The organism is Microbacterium sp. bgisy203 (assembly GCF_965345155.1).
Classification (GTDB): Bacteria; Actinomycetota; Actinomycetes; order Actinomycetales; family Microbacteriaceae; genus Microbacterium.
Genome location: NZ_CBDRLZ010000011.1, coordinates 1 through 14,588 on the forward strand (window position 1 = coordinate 1; position 14,588 = coordinate 14,588).

The following is a 14,588-nucleotide window of genomic DNA, read 5'->3' on the forward strand; positions in this document are numbered from 1 at the left end:
CCAGCCGATCCGAGACTCGTCCAGGTGTCAACGTGGGTATCCGGCTGGGTGAGCGCGAAGGCGAAGGTCGGCGTCCCATAGGAGTATCCGACCCCATTTACCTGAGCGTCAGGGCGAGCCGCGTCGACTCGGCGGAGCGCAGACGCAAGACTCTCGCCGCCCGCTCGCGCGAGGTCGTTTGCGAAGACCTCCGGGCTACCGACCGCAGGAGCCTTGTACCCGACCCATGCCACGACCGCATGCTCACGGGTCGGATCGGCATTCTCTTGTGCTTGTTGGAGGTAATTCGAGGACCGTGCCCATCTCGGCAGTTCAGCGCTTGAAGAGCCCATGCCAGGCACCGCCCAGGTGACGTTATCGGCAGCATCCAGATCACCGATCGCCACCGCGGCGAGCGGAGGCCGATCGTCCGTCACGAGACCAGGAATCGCGACTCGCCGCCGCGAGGCCGTCCACGTTGAGGACTGAGGAGAGACCGCTCATACATGGGGTGGCGCACGATCCGCGCATGTATCCTAGTCGACGTACTCCTCGCCGATGATCTGGCTAAGGTCGCCCGGGACGCAGAGTGACGTGCCCGCGATCTGGTAGGTCCCTGGTCCGGTGGAGAAGCTGATGCCGTGCAGGTCGCCGCCGGTGGCGTATACGACTGGGTCTGGAGTCTGGTCGATGCGTACCGTCATGCCGAGTCCTTCCCAGTACTCGGCAACCGTCTGCGCGTTGGTGAGATGGTCGGCATCGGGTATCGGAGAGCTCTGTCGATAGCTCCAATCCACCTCGTCAGATTCACACGGGCCGACAGACGGCTCGCTCGACGATTTCCACCCGTCGTTTCCAAGGAGCGCGGCGGTGTCTTCGGTGATCCGTACGAGCGCGTCACGCGCTTCATCGGGTGTCATCTGCTCTCCCTGTGATGCGCAGCCCGTGAGTGCTACTGCCGCCACCACACCGAAGAAGAGGGCGAGTGTGGATTCCGCGTTAGTGCGCACGTTCTCTTCTCTCGATGTACTCACGATTTGGGGATCCCGGATAGTCGTCGGGACCGGGCGTGAGCTCATCCAGCTGGCCCGTGTCGCCAACGCGTCACGGCGTTGTCGGGTTGTCTCCGCTCACTCTGAGCCTTAGTCGACGTACTCTTCGTTGATGATCTTGTCCGCGTCACCGGGAACGCATATCGATGTGCCGGCGATGTTGTAGGTGTTCGGTCCTGCCCCGAAGCTTATGGCGGCAACGGGGCCACCCGAACCGAACACGACCGGGGATTTCTCGGTGTTGACCTGAACGGTGAGGCCCAGGCTCTCCCAGTAGTCCGCGACGATCTTTACGTCATCGAGTGGGACCGAGTCCGGCACGGGCGCGTACTCGGTGTAACCCCAATTCACCCCGTCTCGACACGATCCAACGGATGCGCCACCACGGCGCTTCCAGCCGGAAACGCCGAGCTGTGTCGCCGTGTCTTGAGTGATCTGAATCAGCGACGCACGTGCCTCGTCAGGCGTCATCTTCTCCTCCTGCGTGCAACCCGTCAGTGTGATCATGGCAAGGAACGCCGCCAGGAGGCTGAGGGATCTCTCGGGTCTCGCCACCTTGCAACACCGCCAGACGCATCTGTTCGAATTCGGTCGGCTCGTGTGTGATCGTCGCTGTGACGCGGCGGCATGCGGCGAGCGAAGCTTCTCCCCGGGGTTGCTTATCGCCATTGGTCTACGTCTCCCGAGACGCATCGTGTGGTCCCGGTCACGTCGTAGAGGCCGGGTCCCGTCGCAAGACTCAGCAAGCTGACCGGGCCTCTCGTTGCGTAAACCGAAGGCGGGGTCGGTGACGCCCGTAGGCGCCCGGCGCGGTCTGGAAACTGATGGCCATTACGGGACCGCATGAACCGAACCCGACCGAGGACTTCTCCGTGTTGATCCGAACAGTAATGCCGCGGCTTTCCCGATGATTCAGCCATGTCGGCGAGCATAACCAGAAGCGCATGCGTTGCGCGTCCGCCGAAAGGGGGACAACGAGCGGCATGACTCCGATGGGCGTACGCCTTCGACAGGACTGTGGGCGATCGCGGACGTAAGGATGCTCGGCGCCGTCGAATTTTCTCCGGCGAGGGAAAGGGCGGATGCCGCGGCACGCGCGTACTCTCGGTGCCGTGGAAGAGCCGAACCCCTGGAGTGAGCCGGAGCCCATCACCGAGGCCATCTGCATCCTCGGCTACGACTGAACCCTGCCCACCGCGATCCACGCGCACCTTGTCCGCGTGACCCCGCGGCGGAGGAGGCTCCGAGTAGGCTGAACCCTCGTGTCCTCTGCTGCGTCGCCCCGCTCCTCAGGAGGCAGCTCGGAAGGCAGTTCCGGAGGCGGTGCGGGTGGCGCCTCCGTCCCCGCGTGGGCGGCCCTCAGCGGTGCAGTGCTCGTTGGCATCCTCACCGCCCTGCAGGCGCGGATCAACGGGCAGCTCGGCCTGCGCCTGGGCGACGGTTTCGTCGCGGCCGCGATCTCGTTCGGATCGGGCCTCGTCGTCCTCGTCGTACTGACGATCCTGCTGCCCTCGGGACGGAGTGGATACCGCGCTCTCTTACGCGGCGTGCGAACGGGCACGATCCCGTTCTGGATGCTGTTGGGCGGCGCTGCCGGCGCGCTGACCGTCGCGACCCAAGGCCTCGCCGTCGCGGTCATCGGGGTCTCGCTCTTCACGGTCGGCGTCGTCGCGGGACAGACCTTGTCCGCCCTCCTCCTCGATCGCGTCGGGTTCGGCCCCGCCGGCGTGGTCGCGGTCACCATGCCGCGCGTCGTCGGGGGAGCGCTCGCGCTCGTCGCCGTCGCGATCTCGCTGCAGGGCGGCATCCTCGAGCGCGTGCCGTGGTGGATGCTCGTCCTCCCTGTCCTCGCCGGCATCGGCATCGCCTGGCAGCAGGCGACCAACGGGCGGCTCCGCCAGCGTGTGGGCACGCCGCTGACGGCGACCTTCGTGAACTTTCTCGGTGGGACGCTGATCCTCGTGACGGTCGCCGTGGTCCACGTCGCGATCGTCGGTCCGCCGAACGCGCTCCCCACCGAGGTCTGGCTGTACCTCGGCGGTGTGATCGGGGTGACCTACATTTTCTTGTCGGCCGCGCTGGTCGTGCACACTGGCGTGCTGCTGCTCGGACTCGGCGCGGTCGCGGGGCAGCTCGCGACGGCGTTCCTGCTCGACCTGTTCTGGCCTGCGGACGCGGGTCCCGGGTGGCAGACGGAACTGCTCATGGTGCTGGTGGCGGGTGCCGGTGTCGTCGTCGCGGCCGCGCCGTGGAAGAGGCGCAGTCAGCGCTGAGGTGGTGTCAGCCCTCGTCCTGCGCCTGCGCGGTCTGCGCATCGGCCTTCGCCCGCGCCTTCAGAGCCTTTGCGGCGGCCTTCGAAGCCTTCCGCGCGGCCTTCTTCGCCTTGCGTTCCGCCTTATCGGCCTTCGCAGCCCAGTCGGTCGGCTTCTTGTCGCCCTTCGCGCTCTTCTTCTTCTGTTTCTTGGCCGACGTCGCGGCCGGCTTCTGGCGCCAGTGGGCGAATTCATCCGGGGATGCCGTGATGCCCGGCATCCTGCTCACGTGCGACGGCGCGTCGACGGCCTTGCGGCGCGACGGGCGGTCGCGTTCGGGCTTTCCGCCCACGTAGAGCCAGCCGAGGAGCTCCTCGTTCGCGGCGAGTCCGTGGGCGCGCGCGACCGGCTCGGTGCGGGTGTAATGGCCGGTGCGCCAGATGACGCCCCATCCGGCCTCGTCGAGCAGCAGGCTGAGCGTGTGCGCGACACCCGAGGCGACCGCCTCCTGCTCCCAGCGCGGCACCTTCTCGCTGGGTTTGTAGCTCGCGACGATCGCGACCAGCAGCGGCGCGCGCAGCGGCTTCGTCGAGGGTTTGTCGTCGCCCTGCGCCTCGGCGATCGCGGCGCCGAGCACGCGCCGGTCATCGCCGCGCAGCTCGATGATGCGCCACGGGCGCAGCGACGAGTGATCGGCCACGCGTCCGGCGTCCGAGACCAGCGTCAGCAGCTCGGCGCGGGTCGGCGCGGCGTCGGTCACCTTCGACCACGACCGCCGCGCCCTCACCGCATCGAGCGCGGGGTGCGAGGCGTCGGCGCTCACGACTCGGGCGTGAACGACAGGGACAGTGAATTCATGCAGTAGCGGTCGCCGGTGGGCGTGCCGAAGCCGTCGGGGAAGACGTGCCCGAGGTGCGAGCCGCAGTTCGCGCAGCGCACCTCCGTGCGCACCATCCCGTGGCTGCGGTCCTCGATGAGCTCGACGGCCTCGGGGCGCACCGACTCGTAGAAGCTCGGCCACCCGCAGTGCGAGTCGAACTTCGTGCCGCTCGTGAAGAGCTCGGCGCCGCACGCCGCGCACGTGTAGAAGCCGGCACGACTCTCGTCGAGCAGTTCGCCCGTCCACGCCCGCTCGGTTCCCGCCTGCCGCAACACCGCGTACTGCTCGGGGCTGAGCTCCTGTCGCCACTGCTCGTCGGTCTTGTTCACCTGGTACGTCACGTCGCGTCCTCCCGTTCGCGGAAACTCTTCGCTCTATTCAACCGGAACGGGGGCGTCGGTGTTCCGGGTTCCTCATCACGCACCCGCGAGAATGGACGCATGGATACCGAAGCCCGCGCGGTCGCCGAACGTTTCGACCGCTTCGCGCGGGAGGAGGCTCCGGGACGCTCGGAGGTCTACGCCGCCTGGGCGCGTCTCGTCGCGGACGATCCGGAACTTCAGGCCGTGTTCGCGCGGATCCCCGCCCGTCACCGCCAGCCGCCGCTCGTGTTCGCGGTGACGCGTCTGCTCGGCCTGGGATCGGACGATGATGGGGCAGCGCAGGATGCCGCGCACTGGCGCGACGGGGTCCTCGCGCGAGCCGACACGGTCGTCGCCGAGTGCGCGCAGCGTTCGCTGCAGACCAACGAGCCGCAGCGCTGCGCCGCGCTCCTGCCGGCGCTGAGCCGCATCTCGGGCCCGATCGCGCTCCTCGAGATCGGCGCGAGCGCCGGCCTGTGTCTGTACCCCGACCGTTACTCGTACCGCTACCGCGCCCCCGGCGGTGTGGTGGCGCTCGATCCGCCCGACGGCGTGTCCGAGGTCGTCCTCGAATGCGCGGTGCGCGGTGACCGGATGCCGGAGGTCGCCCTTCCCGAGATCGTGTGGCGGGCGGGCATCGACCTCGCCCCACTCGACCCGCGCTCGCGGGACACCGACGCGTGGCTGACGGGGCTCGTCTGGCCGGGGGAGGAGGGCCGTGAGGAGCGCGTGCGCGCGGCGCTCGGCATCGCGGCATCCGACCCGCCCTTGCTCGTGGCAGGCGACGGCGCCGACCTCCTCGCGGACCTCGCCGCCCAGGCGCCGGCGGGGGCGACCCTGGTCGTGCAGACGCAGGGGGTCCTCGCGCACATCCCGTGGGCGGGCCGACACGCGCTGATCGACGCGGCGCGGCGCGCCGGGCGCTGGATCACGCTCGACGCGCCGACCCTCCACGAGGGGTGGTTCACCCCGGTCGATGTCGACGGGTGGCCGGGAGGGTTCGCCCTCGGCCTCGACGGTGAGGTGCTCGCCGCAGCCGACCCGCTCGGCGCGTGGATCGCCGTGCGTTGAAATGCGCGGCGTCGAGTGGCGGTCCCCGGCATCCCTCTCTTCCGCGCCTAGCCTGGACGCGTGCCTCTTTCCGACCGTGACCGTGCGCTCCTCGACTTCGAGGCGCGTTGGAACGGCCACGGCGCGGCCAAGGAGGAGGCGATCACGCGCGAGCTCGACCTCACCGTCCCGCGGTACTACCAGCTGCTGCAGAGGGCCGTCGATCAGCCGGATGCCGCCGCCTACGATGCCCTGCTCGTGCACCGCCTCCGCCGCCTGCACGACGCGAACGTACGCGCTCGCGCCGCGCGCGGCGCGGTTCGCACAGGAGCGGCCGGGTAGCATTCTCTGGTGCCCACCTCCTCGGTTCATCGGACCCCCCCGACGAAGGACCGCTTCGACGACCTGCCCGCCGACGACGGACGCGTCGGCGCGCACCGCGCCGAGAACCCGCGCATCCGCGGCGGCGTCGTGCTGCTGTGGTCGGCGATCGCGACGATGGTGATCGTGGGCGCCGGCATCTTCGGAAGCATGGTGAGCACGGGGAGCATCACGTTCTTCCCGACGCCCGAGCCGACCGTGCCCGCCGCCCAGCCGACGGCCGAGCCGGTGCTCGATACGACCTACAAGGTGACGGTCCTCAACGCGACAGGCCAGCGCGGTCTCGCCGGGCAGATGCGTGACACCCTGGTCGCCGCGGGGTGGAGCGCCGACGACGTGAACGCCGGTGAGGCATCCGAAGAGTTCGACACGACGACGGTCTTCTACACCTCGCCCGACGATGAAGGCCCCGCGCGCGGACTCGCGGAGGCCATCGGCGGTGCTCCGGTCGAGCTCAGCGAGGCGTACCAAGGCGTCTGGGGCGACGACTCGCCGCAGCTGGTCGTCGTCATCGGCGCCGATCGCGCGACCTCCGGATAGCCCGGCGAATGCACGGTGTTTCGCGCGTGTGAACTCTTCGATGCGCGCGTGTCAAAAGTCGTCGGAACGGGGATTTCGCCTCTTCCGCGCTGGTTAGCATGGCGACGTCCCACCGCAACATCAGGAGATTCGCATGGCAGGAACGACGCAGGGCACCGTCAAGTGGTTCAACGCCGAGAAGGGCTTCGGGTTCATCACCGTCGCCGACGGCCAGGACGTCTTCGTGCACTACTCCAACATCGACATGCCCGGCTTCCGGGTGCTGGAAGAGGGGCAGACGGTCGAGTTCACGGTCGGCGCCGGCCAGAAGGGCCCGCAGGCCGAATCGGTTCACGTCGTCGCGTGAGGTCGGCCTGATCGGCGACGATCGCCCCTGAGAGCTCGCCCTCCCGCCGCGCTCGTCGCGCGGCTTGCACTCGCCATGCCCGAGTGCCAGAATGAGTTAGCACTCCGTCATGCTGAGTGCTAAAGACTCATCCTCACGTCCGGGAGGGACGACACACTTATGTCAAAGATCATCGCTTTCGACGAGGAGGCCCGCCGCGGCCTCGAGCGCGGCCTGAACATCCTGGCCGACGCCGTCAAGGTGACCCTCGGCCCCCGCGGCCGCAACGTCGTGCTCGAGAAGAAGTGGGGCGCCCCCACGATCACGAACGACGGTGTCTCCATCGCCAAGGAGATCGAGCTCGAGGAGCCCTTCGAGAAGATCGGCGCCGAGCTCGTCAAGGAGGTCGCCAAGAAGACCGACGACGTCGCCGGTGACGGCACCACGACGGCCACCGTCCTCGCCCAGGCGCTCGTTCGCGAGGGTCTGCGCAACGTCGCGGCCGGCTCCGACCCCATCTCGCTGAAGAAGGGCATCGAGAAGGCCGTCAAGGCCATCTCCGACGAGCTCCTCTCCTCGGCCAAGGAGGTCGAGTCGAAGGAGGAGATCGCCGCCACGGCATCCATCTCCGCCGCCGACACCGAGATCGGCGAGCTCATCGCCGAGGCGATCGACAAGGTCGGCAAGGAGGGCGTGGTCACCGTCGAGGAGTCCAACACCTTCGGCACCGAGCTCGAGCTCACCGAGGGCATGCGCTTCGACAAGGGCTACCTGAACCCCTACTTCGTGACGGACCCGGAGCGCCAGGAGGCCGTCTTCGAGGACCCGTACATCCTCATCGCGAACCAGAAGATCTCGAACATCAAGGACCTTCTGCCGATCGTCGACAAGGTGATCCAGGACGGCAAGGAGCTCGTCATCATCGCCGAGGACGTCGAGGGCGAGGCTCTCGCGACCCTCGTGCTGAACAAGATCCGCGGCATCTTCAAGTCGGTCGCCGTCAAGGCTCCCGGCTTCGGCGACCGTCGCAAGGCTCAGCTCCAGGACATCGCCATCCTCACCGGCGGCCAGGTCATCACCGAAGAGGTCGGCCTCAAGCTCGAGAACGCGACGCTCGACCTCCTCGGCCGTGCGCGCAAGGTCATCGTCACCAAGGACGAGACCACGATCGTCGAGGGTGCGGGCGACCACGCGCAGATCGAGGGTCGCGTGACCCAGATCAAGCGCGAGATCGAGAACACCGACAGCGACTACGACCGCGAGAAGCTCCAGGAGCGTCTCGCCAAGCTCGCCGGCGGCGTCGCCGTCATCAAGGCGGGCGCGGCCACCGAGGTCGAGCTGAAGGAGCGTAAGCACCGCATCGAGGACGCCGTCCGCAACGCCAAGGCGGCCGTCGAGGAGGGCATCGTCCCCGGTGGTGGCGTCGCGCTCATCCAGGCCGGCAAGGCCGTCTTCGGCACGCTCGACCTGTCGGGCGACGAGGCGACCGGTGCGAACATCGTCAAGGTCGCCATCGAGGCTCCGCTCAAGCAGATCGCCCTCAACGCCGGTCTCGAGCCGGGCGTCGTGGCCAACAAGGTCGCCGAGCTCCCCGCGGGCCAGGGCCTGAACGCGGCCACGGGCGAGTACGTCGACATGTTCCAGGCGGGCATCATCGACCCGGCGAAGGTCACCCGTTCGGCGCTGCAGAACGCCGCGTCGATCGCGGGCCTGTTCCTCACCACCGAGGCCGTCGTCGCCGACAAGCCCGAGAAGGCCCCGCTGCCGGCCGGCGACCCGACCGGTGGCATGGACTTCTGACGCGAGTCGGAACCACGGATCGGTGTGATCCACGCAGAAAGGGCCCCTCTTCGGAGGGGCCCTTTCCCGTACCCGGGGAACAGGGGACATCGTGGAGACAGGTGATCTCGCGGAGACAGGACGCGAACGTGCTCAGGCATCCTGTGCTGGTGAGATCTCCTGTCTCCGTGACGTGGATGAGGTCGGCGGGATCAGCGGAACAGCCCGGCGGCGGTCGCCTCCGTCTGCAGGTACTGGTTGCCCGCGTTCGAGAGGGCGAGGCCGATCTCGCCGAGCGCCGACTCGAGGTCGCGCTGGGTCAGGCGCCACCGGTCGACGACCGACTGGAAGGCGATGGCGGCCGAGCCGGTCCACGAGCTCTGCAGCTGCGTGAGCTGACCGAGCATCGCGGCGGTCTCGCTCTGCAGCCGATCGGCCGTGTTGCGGATGGCACCGGTGGCGGTGAGGACGGCGTCGGAATCGACGGAGAACTGGGCCATGAGGGGCTCCTTTCGTTCGGATGCCGCCACGCTAGGCGCCGCGGACGGGCGGCGGGCGCCCGCACGCGCGATCGGTGGACAACTCCGCGAAACACCCGCCTGTGGAGGAGTCGATGACCGGATCAGAGCTCGTCGGGTCGCAGGCGCCGCAGCGGCTGCGTCTCGATGAGGAGGTGCTCTCGGGCATCTCGCCGGAGCGCCAGGGGGAACGCGACGCGGAACGTGGCGCCGCCGCCCGGGGTCTCGGTCACCTCGATCGAGCCGTGCAGCGCTTCGACGACCGACGCGACGATGGACAGACCCAACCCCGACCCACCCGTCTCGCGCGTCCGTGACGTATCGGCGCGCCAGAACCGCTGGAAGATCTTGTCGCGGATCTGCTCCGGGATGCCGTCGCCGTGGTCGATCACGGAGATCCAGCCCATCTCGGCGGCTTCGTCGACGCCTGTGGCGAGCTCGATCGGCGACCCGGCGGGCGTGTAGCGGCGGGCGTTGCCGAGGAGGTTCGCGACGACCTGGCGGATGCGGTTCTCATCTCCTAGCACGATCGGCTCGGGCTGCGGCGGGCCCGTCGGCGCCTTCGACCCTTGCGGCGGAGCGGCGACCTCGACCACCGCGGTCGTCGGCGCCGCATCGGGGCGGGGCCGACGACGGAGCAGGCGTGTCGCCCCGGCGAACCCACCGCGACGCACGGCCGCCGTGGTCGGAACCTCCGTGTCGCCGGCGTCGAGCGGCCGCGGCTCCGGCGCGGTGCTCTCGAGCGCCGTCACGGTGCGTTCGGGGTCGGTGGCTCGGGCATCCAGCGCGGCGTCGCGCGCGATCGGACGGAGGTCGACGTCGATGACGACGATGTCACGGCGCTCATCGAGGCGAGCGAGGGCGAGGAGGTCCTCGACGAGACCGCCCATGCGCACGGCCTCCTTCTCGATCCGCTCCATCGACTGCGCGGTCTGCTCCGGGCCTGCGATCGCACCCATGCGGTAGAGCTCCGCGTACCCGCGGACGGTCACGAGAGGGGTGCGCAGCTCGTGGCTCGCGTCGCCGATGAACCGGCGCATCTGTTGGACGGTCGCATCACGCTGCGCGAGGGCCTGGTCGATGCGGTCGAGCATGATGTTGATCGCCGTCTTCAGGCGCCCCACCTCGGTGCGCGGCGACATGTCCGTCATGCGCTGGCTGAAGTCGCCCGCGGCGATCGACATCGCGGTGTCTTCGACCTGGCCGAGGCTTCGGAAGGCGAGGGTGACGAGCCATCGGGTCGCGAGCGCGCCGCCGAGGATCGTGAGGAGGGCGAGCACCGTGTAGATGCCGACGAACGTCGCGACCGTCTGATTCACGGGCGTGAGCGGCAGAGCGAGCAGCTGCACGTTGGAGGTGCGCGTCCCGGGGATGTCGAGGATGTCGACGGCGGCGTGGAAGGTCGTCTTGCCGTCGGCGGAGTGCAGCTCGAAGATGTCGGTTCCCTGCATGATCGTCTTCTCGAGCGGGTAGGCGTCGGGGAAGACGGGCGCATCGCCCGCCGCCGAGCCGCCCGTCTGCAGCAGCGTGCCGTCGGCGGCGTAGACGGCGATCGAGAACGACGTGAGCGGCGGCGTCGAGGGGCGCGAGAACTGCGCGACGCCGTCGACGACCTCGACGGTGAGCAGGCTCGACGCCTGGTTCAAGGTCACGGCCTGCGCGATCGACACGTCGCGGTCGGTGATCTGCGCGTTCCGCAGGAACACAGCGCTGCCGATGCCGACCGCGACGAGACCGGCCGCGAGGACGGCGACCGTGACCCCGGTGACCTTCGCGCGCAGGCTGACCGATCGCCACCAGGCGGTGACGCGATCGCCTTTCTTGGCGTGTGCGGCGAGGACCGCGGCCACGGCGGACCTCCGTTCCGGAAGGGATCAGGCCGTCTTGCCGGCTTTCAGCATGTACCCGAAGCCGCGCTTGGTCTGGATGAGCGGCTCGGACGAGTACGGGTCGATCTTGCGGCGCAGGTACGAGATGTAGCTCTCCACGATGCCGGCGTCGCCATTGAAGTCGTACTCCCACACGTGGTCGAGGATCTGCGCCTTCGACAGCACCCGGTTCGGGTTCAGCATGAGGTAGCGCAGGAGTTTGAACTCGGTGGGGGAGAGGTCGATCGACACGTCGCCGACGGTGACGTCGTGCGTGTCCTGATCCATCGTCAGCTCGCCCGCCTTGATGGTCGACTCCTCGTCGGCCTGCATCGTGCGGCGGAGGATCGCCTGCAGGCGGGCCACGATCTCGTCGAGCGAGAAGGGCTTCGTGACGTAGTCGTCGCCGCCGGCGTTCAGGCCCTCGATCTTGTCCTCGGTCTCGTCCTTCGCGGTGAGGAAGAGGATCGGGGCGGTGTACCCGGCGCCGCGGAGGCGCTTGGTCACGCTGAACCCGTTCATGTCGGGGAGCATGACGTCCAGGATGATGAGGTCGGGCTCTTCCTCGAGGACGGCGGAGATCGTCTGGGCGCCGTTCGCGACGGCGCGCACCTGGTACCCCGCGAAACGGAGGCTCGTGACCAGCAGGTCACGGATGTTCGGTTCGTCGTCGACGACGAGGATGCGCGGTGCGGTCATATCCCCATACTGGCACCGGTTTCCTTCCATCCGCTGGATATCGGTGCAGGCCGTCGTGGCTGCGATCGGCGAAGATGGATGCCATGATGCCCCCCGCCTCCGCCCCGCCGTCCCCCGCTCCGGCGCCCCGCCCCGCCGACACGCTCCCCGCGGACGCCGTCGTGGGCGGGCTCGCATTCCACCGGCTGCTGTTCGCCCGGCAGCGCCGCGGGTGGTGGACACCGCTCGCCGTCGCGGGTATCGGTGTCGTGCTCTACGGCATCCTCATGGTCGTCACCGTCATCGTGATCATCGCCGTCGCCTCGTCCGACCCGACCGTGCTCGATCGCCTGCTCGCGCTCTCGGAGAACCCGACGATCGACGTCCGCGACCCGTTCGTGCTCGCGCTGACACTCGGCACGATCGTGATGATGCTGCCTTGCTACGTGATCGCCTCGCGCATCGTCAACGGCAAGCGCCTGGGCCTCATCTCGTCGGCGGCGGGTCGCCTGCGCTGGGGGTGGATGATGCGGTGCGTGCTCGTCGCGCTCGCGCTCTATGGGGTGTTCGTGGCGATCTCGTTCCTCCTCCCTTCGGAAAGCGGTGCGGATGCCGCCGTTTCCGCCCCTCCGACATCGGTGTGGGTGACCTCGCTCGTGCTGATCCTCGTGCTCGTGCCGGTGCAGTCGGCGACGGAGGAGTACGTGTTCCGCGGGTACCTCATGCAGTCGATCGGGCGGTGGCTGCGGCATCCCGCGTGGGCGATCCTGCTGCCGGTGCCGCTGTTCGTCCTCGGGCACCTGTACGACGTGCTCGGCCAGATCAACGTGGGGGTCTTCGCGATCGCTGCGGGATGGCTGTCGTGGCGCACCGGCGGGCTCGAAGCGGCGATCGCGTTGCACGTCGTGAACAACCTGACCGGTTTCCTCGTCTCCCTCGTCGCAGGCACCGACCCCGCGGCGAGCGAGACGGGTCTGTTCAGCTTCGTGACCTCGCTGCTGCTGATGGGAGGGTTCGTCGCGATCGTCGAGTGGATGATCCGACGGAAGCCCCTGCCGCGGACGCTCGTGCTGACGCCTCCGGCGCCTCCGGCACCGCCCGTCGGTGCGGTCTGGACCCCACCGGTCTGGCCCGAGCCCGACCCCGCGACGCGCGCGTAGCCGCACCTGCGATTCAGGCGGCTGCGATCCCCTCAGCGTCGAGGATCGTGTAGCTGTAGCCCTGCTCGGCGAGGAAGCGCTGACGGTTCTGTGCGAAGTCCTGATCCACCGTGTCGCGCGCGATGAGCGTGTAGAAGCTCGCGGTGTGCCCGCTCTTCTTGGGGCGCAGGAGTCGCCCGAGACGCTGCGCCTCCTCCTGCCGCGACCCGAACGAGCCGGACACCTGGATCGCGACGGAGGCTTCGGGGAGGTCGATCGAGAAGTTCGCGACCTTCGAGACGACGAGGACGGGGATGCGCCCCTCGCGGAACGCGCCGTACAGCTCCTCGCGCTCATCGACGGGGGTCGCGCCGGTGATCTGCGGGGCGTCCAGCGCCTCGGAGAGCACGTCGATCTGGTCGAGGTACTGGCCGATCACGAGGATCTGCTCACCCGTGTGCCGAGCCACGAGGTCTTTCACGACGCCGATCTTCGCGTGCGCCGTCGCGGCGAGCCGGTAGCGGTCGTCGTCGGCGGCGGCCGCGTACTCCATGCGGTCGCCTTCGGGAAGGTCGACCCGCACCTCGTAGCAGACGGCGGGGGAGATGAAGCCCTGCGCCTCGATCTCCTTCCAGGGCGCGTCGAAGCGCTTGGGGCCGATGAGGCTGAAGACATCGCCCTCGCGTCCGTCTTCGCGCACGAGCGTGGCGGTGAGGCCGAGGCGGCGGCGCGCCTGGAGGTCGGCAGTGAGCTTGAAGACGGGGGCGGGGAGGAGGTGCACCTCGTCGTAGACGATGAGACCCCAGTCGAGCGCGTCGAGGAGGGCGAGGTGGGCGTACTCGGCCTTCCGCTTCGCCGTGAGGATCTGGTAGGTCGCGATCGTGACCGGCTTGACCTCTTTGACCTGTCCGGAGTACTCGCCGATCTCCTCGGGGGTGAGGGACGTGCGCTTGAGGAGCTCGTCGCGCCACTGCCGCGCGCTCACGGTGTTCGTCACGAGGATCAGCGTCGTCGTCTTCGTGTCGGCCATCGCGGCCGCTCCCACGAGCGTCTTCCCGGCGCCGCAGGGGAGCACGACGACGCCCGACCCGCCCTCGCTGAAGATGTCCACGGCCTTCCGCTGGTACGGGCGGAGGGTCCAGCCGTCCTCGGCGAGGTCGATCTCGTGGGGTGTGCCGGGCGTGTAGCCCGCGTGGTCCTCGGCGGGCCAGCCGACCTTCAGGAGCTCCTGCTTGATGTGGCCGCGCGCCCAGGCATCCACCGTGAACACCCCGGGTGCGGGATGGCCGGTCAGCAGCGGCTGGATGCGCTTGTTCTTCGCGACCTCGGCGAGGACTGCGGTGTCGGTTGCGCGCAGGACGAGCGTGCCCTCGTCGTCGCGCTCGATGACGAGGCGCCCGTAGCGGTTCACGGTCTCGCGGATGTCGAGAGAGACGGATGCCGGAACGGGAAAGCGCGACCAGCGGTCGAGGGTCTCGAGCATGTCGTCGGCGGTATGTCCCGCCGCCCGGGCGTTCCAGAGCCCCAGACGCGTGATGCGGTACGTGTGGATGTGCTCGGGGGCGCGCTCGAGTTCGGCGAAGATCGCGAGCTCGTGTCGGGCGCTCTCGGCGTCGGGGTGCGCGACTTCGAGCAGCACGGTCCGGTCGCTTTGCACGATGAGGGGTCCGTCAGCCATAGCGTTCGATTCTACCGGCGGTCGGGCGGCGCGGGCGCGGCGCGCCGGGACCGCGAGCGCGCGAGACCGCGCGGATCGCGGGAAAGCGCGGGGGAGAGTTCGGGACG

The 14,588-nt window shown here is 68.9% G+C and carries 16 protein-coding genes; 7 read left to right on the forward strand and 9 right to left on the reverse strand.

The window, feature by feature from the left end; genetic code table 11:
• From ACRVYW_RS13085 to ACRVYW_RS13095, 3 genes are all read right to left on the reverse strand, one after another.
• A partial coding sequence (locus ACRVYW_RS13085; RefSeq protein ID WP_431805183.1) for an alpha/beta hydrolase occupies positions 1-416 on the reverse strand: 416 nt, incomplete at its 3' end.
• A 99-nt stretch (positions 417-515) separates the two neighbouring features.
• Positions 516-989 carry a hypothetical protein gene (locus ACRVYW_RS13090; RefSeq protein WP_431805184.1) on the reverse strand — a complete coding sequence of 158 codons (474 nt, stop codon included), beginning with the start codon at positions 987-989 and terminating at the stop codon, positions 516-518.
• A 132-nt stretch (positions 990-1,121) separates the two neighbouring features.
• Positions 1,122-1,502: a hypothetical protein gene (locus ACRVYW_RS13095; RefSeq protein ID WP_431805185.1), complete on the reverse strand. Its 381-nt coding sequence runs from the start codon at positions 1,500-1,502 to the stop codon at positions 1,122-1,124.
• 899 nt (positions 1,503-2,401) lie between these two features.
• Here ACRVYW_RS13095 and ACRVYW_RS13100 point away from each other — a divergent pair.
• Positions 2,402-3,304 (forward strand): DMT family transporter, encoded by a 903-nt coding sequence (locus ACRVYW_RS13100; RefSeq protein ID WP_431805186.1) that lies wholly within the window; start codon positions 2,402-2,404, stop codon positions 3,302-3,304.
• A 7-nt stretch (positions 3,305-3,311) separates the two neighbouring features.
• Here the strand turns inward: ACRVYW_RS13100 and ACRVYW_RS13105 are convergent, their stop codons facing one another.
• Entirely contained in the window at positions 3,312-4,106 is a 795-nt protein-coding gene (locus ACRVYW_RS13105; protein ID WP_431805187.1) for a nitroreductase family protein, read from the reverse strand.
• A complete protein-coding gene (msrB, locus tag ACRVYW_RS13110; RefSeq protein ID WP_431805188.1) occupies positions 4,103-4,504 on the reverse strand; it encodes a peptide-methionine (R)-S-oxide reductase MsrB in 402 nt (133 codons plus the stop codon). Before msrB ends, ACRVYW_RS13105 begins: the two co-directional genes overlap by 4 nt.
• A 99-nt stretch (positions 4,505-4,603) precedes the next feature.
• Here msrB and ACRVYW_RS13115 point away from each other — a divergent pair, with 99 nt between their 5' ends.
• The 5 genes from ACRVYW_RS13115 (at position 4,604) to groL (ending at position 8,621) form a co-directional block, all read left to right on the forward strand.
• The gene (locus tag ACRVYW_RS13115) at positions 4,604-5,596 is read left to right on the forward strand and encodes a DUF2332 domain-containing protein (RefSeq protein WP_431805189.1); all 993 of its coding nucleotides are present in this window, start codon (positions 4,604-4,606) and stop codon (positions 5,594-5,596) included.
• Positions 5,597-5,656: 60 nt separating this feature from the next.
• A complete protein-coding gene (locus tag ACRVYW_RS13120; protein WP_431805190.1) occupies positions 5,657-5,917 on the forward strand; it encodes a DUF3263 domain-containing protein in 261 nt (86 codons plus the stop codon).
• Positions 5,918-5,926: 9 nt separating this feature from the next.
• The gene (locus tag ACRVYW_RS13125) at positions 5,927-6,496 is read left to right on the forward strand and encodes a LytR C-terminal domain-containing protein (protein ID WP_431805191.1); all 570 of its coding nucleotides are present in this window, start codon (positions 5,927-5,929) and stop codon (positions 6,494-6,496) included.
• 133 nt (positions 6,497-6,629) lie between these two features.
• Complete coding sequence (locus ACRVYW_RS13130; RefSeq protein WP_431805192.1) at positions 6,630-6,842, forward strand: cold-shock protein; 213 nt, start codon at positions 6,630-6,632, stop codon at positions 6,840-6,842.
• Between the two features lie 159 nt (positions 6,843-7,001).
• The gene (groL, locus tag ACRVYW_RS13135; protein ID WP_431805193.1) at positions 7,002-8,621 is read left to right on the forward strand and encodes a chaperonin GroEL; all 1,620 of its coding nucleotides are present in this window, start codon (positions 7,002-7,004) and stop codon (positions 8,619-8,621) included.
• 191 nt (positions 8,622-8,812) lie between these two features.
• Here groL and ACRVYW_RS13140 read toward each other — a convergent pair whose 3' ends face one another.
• The 3 genes from ACRVYW_RS13140 to ACRVYW_RS13150 form a co-directional block, all read right to left on the reverse strand.
• Complete coding sequence (locus ACRVYW_RS13140; RefSeq protein WP_431805194.1) at positions 8,813-9,100, reverse strand: WXG100 family type VII secretion target; 288 nt, start codon at positions 9,098-9,100, stop codon at positions 8,813-8,815.
• A 122-nt stretch (positions 9,101-9,222) separates the two neighbouring features.
• On the reverse strand, positions 9,223-10,968 hold the full coding sequence (locus ACRVYW_RS13145; protein WP_431805195.1) for a sensor histidine kinase: 1,746 nt from the start codon (positions 10,966-10,968) through the stop codon (positions 9,223-9,225).
• A 24-nt stretch (positions 10,969-10,992) separates the two neighbouring features.
• Positions 10,993-11,685, reverse strand: coding sequence for a response regulator transcription factor (locus ACRVYW_RS13150; RefSeq protein WP_431805196.1), 693 nt, complete (start codon positions 11,683-11,685; stop codon positions 10,993-10,995).
• Between the two features lie 83 nt (positions 11,686-11,768).
• Between ACRVYW_RS13150 and ACRVYW_RS13155 the strand changes: the two genes are divergently transcribed.
• Positions 11,769-12,824: a CPBP family intramembrane glutamic endopeptidase gene (locus ACRVYW_RS13155; RefSeq protein WP_431805197.1), complete on the forward strand. Its 1,056-nt coding sequence runs from the start codon at positions 11,769-11,771 to the stop codon at positions 12,822-12,824.
• A 13-nt stretch (positions 12,825-12,837) separates the two neighbouring features.
• Here ACRVYW_RS13155 and ACRVYW_RS13160 read toward each other — a convergent pair whose 3' ends face one another.
• Positions 12,838-14,481 (reverse strand): DNA repair helicase XPB, encoded by a 1,644-nt coding sequence (locus ACRVYW_RS13160; protein WP_431805198.1) that lies wholly within the window; start codon positions 14,479-14,481, stop codon positions 12,838-12,840.
• Positions 14,482-14,588 lie beyond the last annotated feature (107 nt).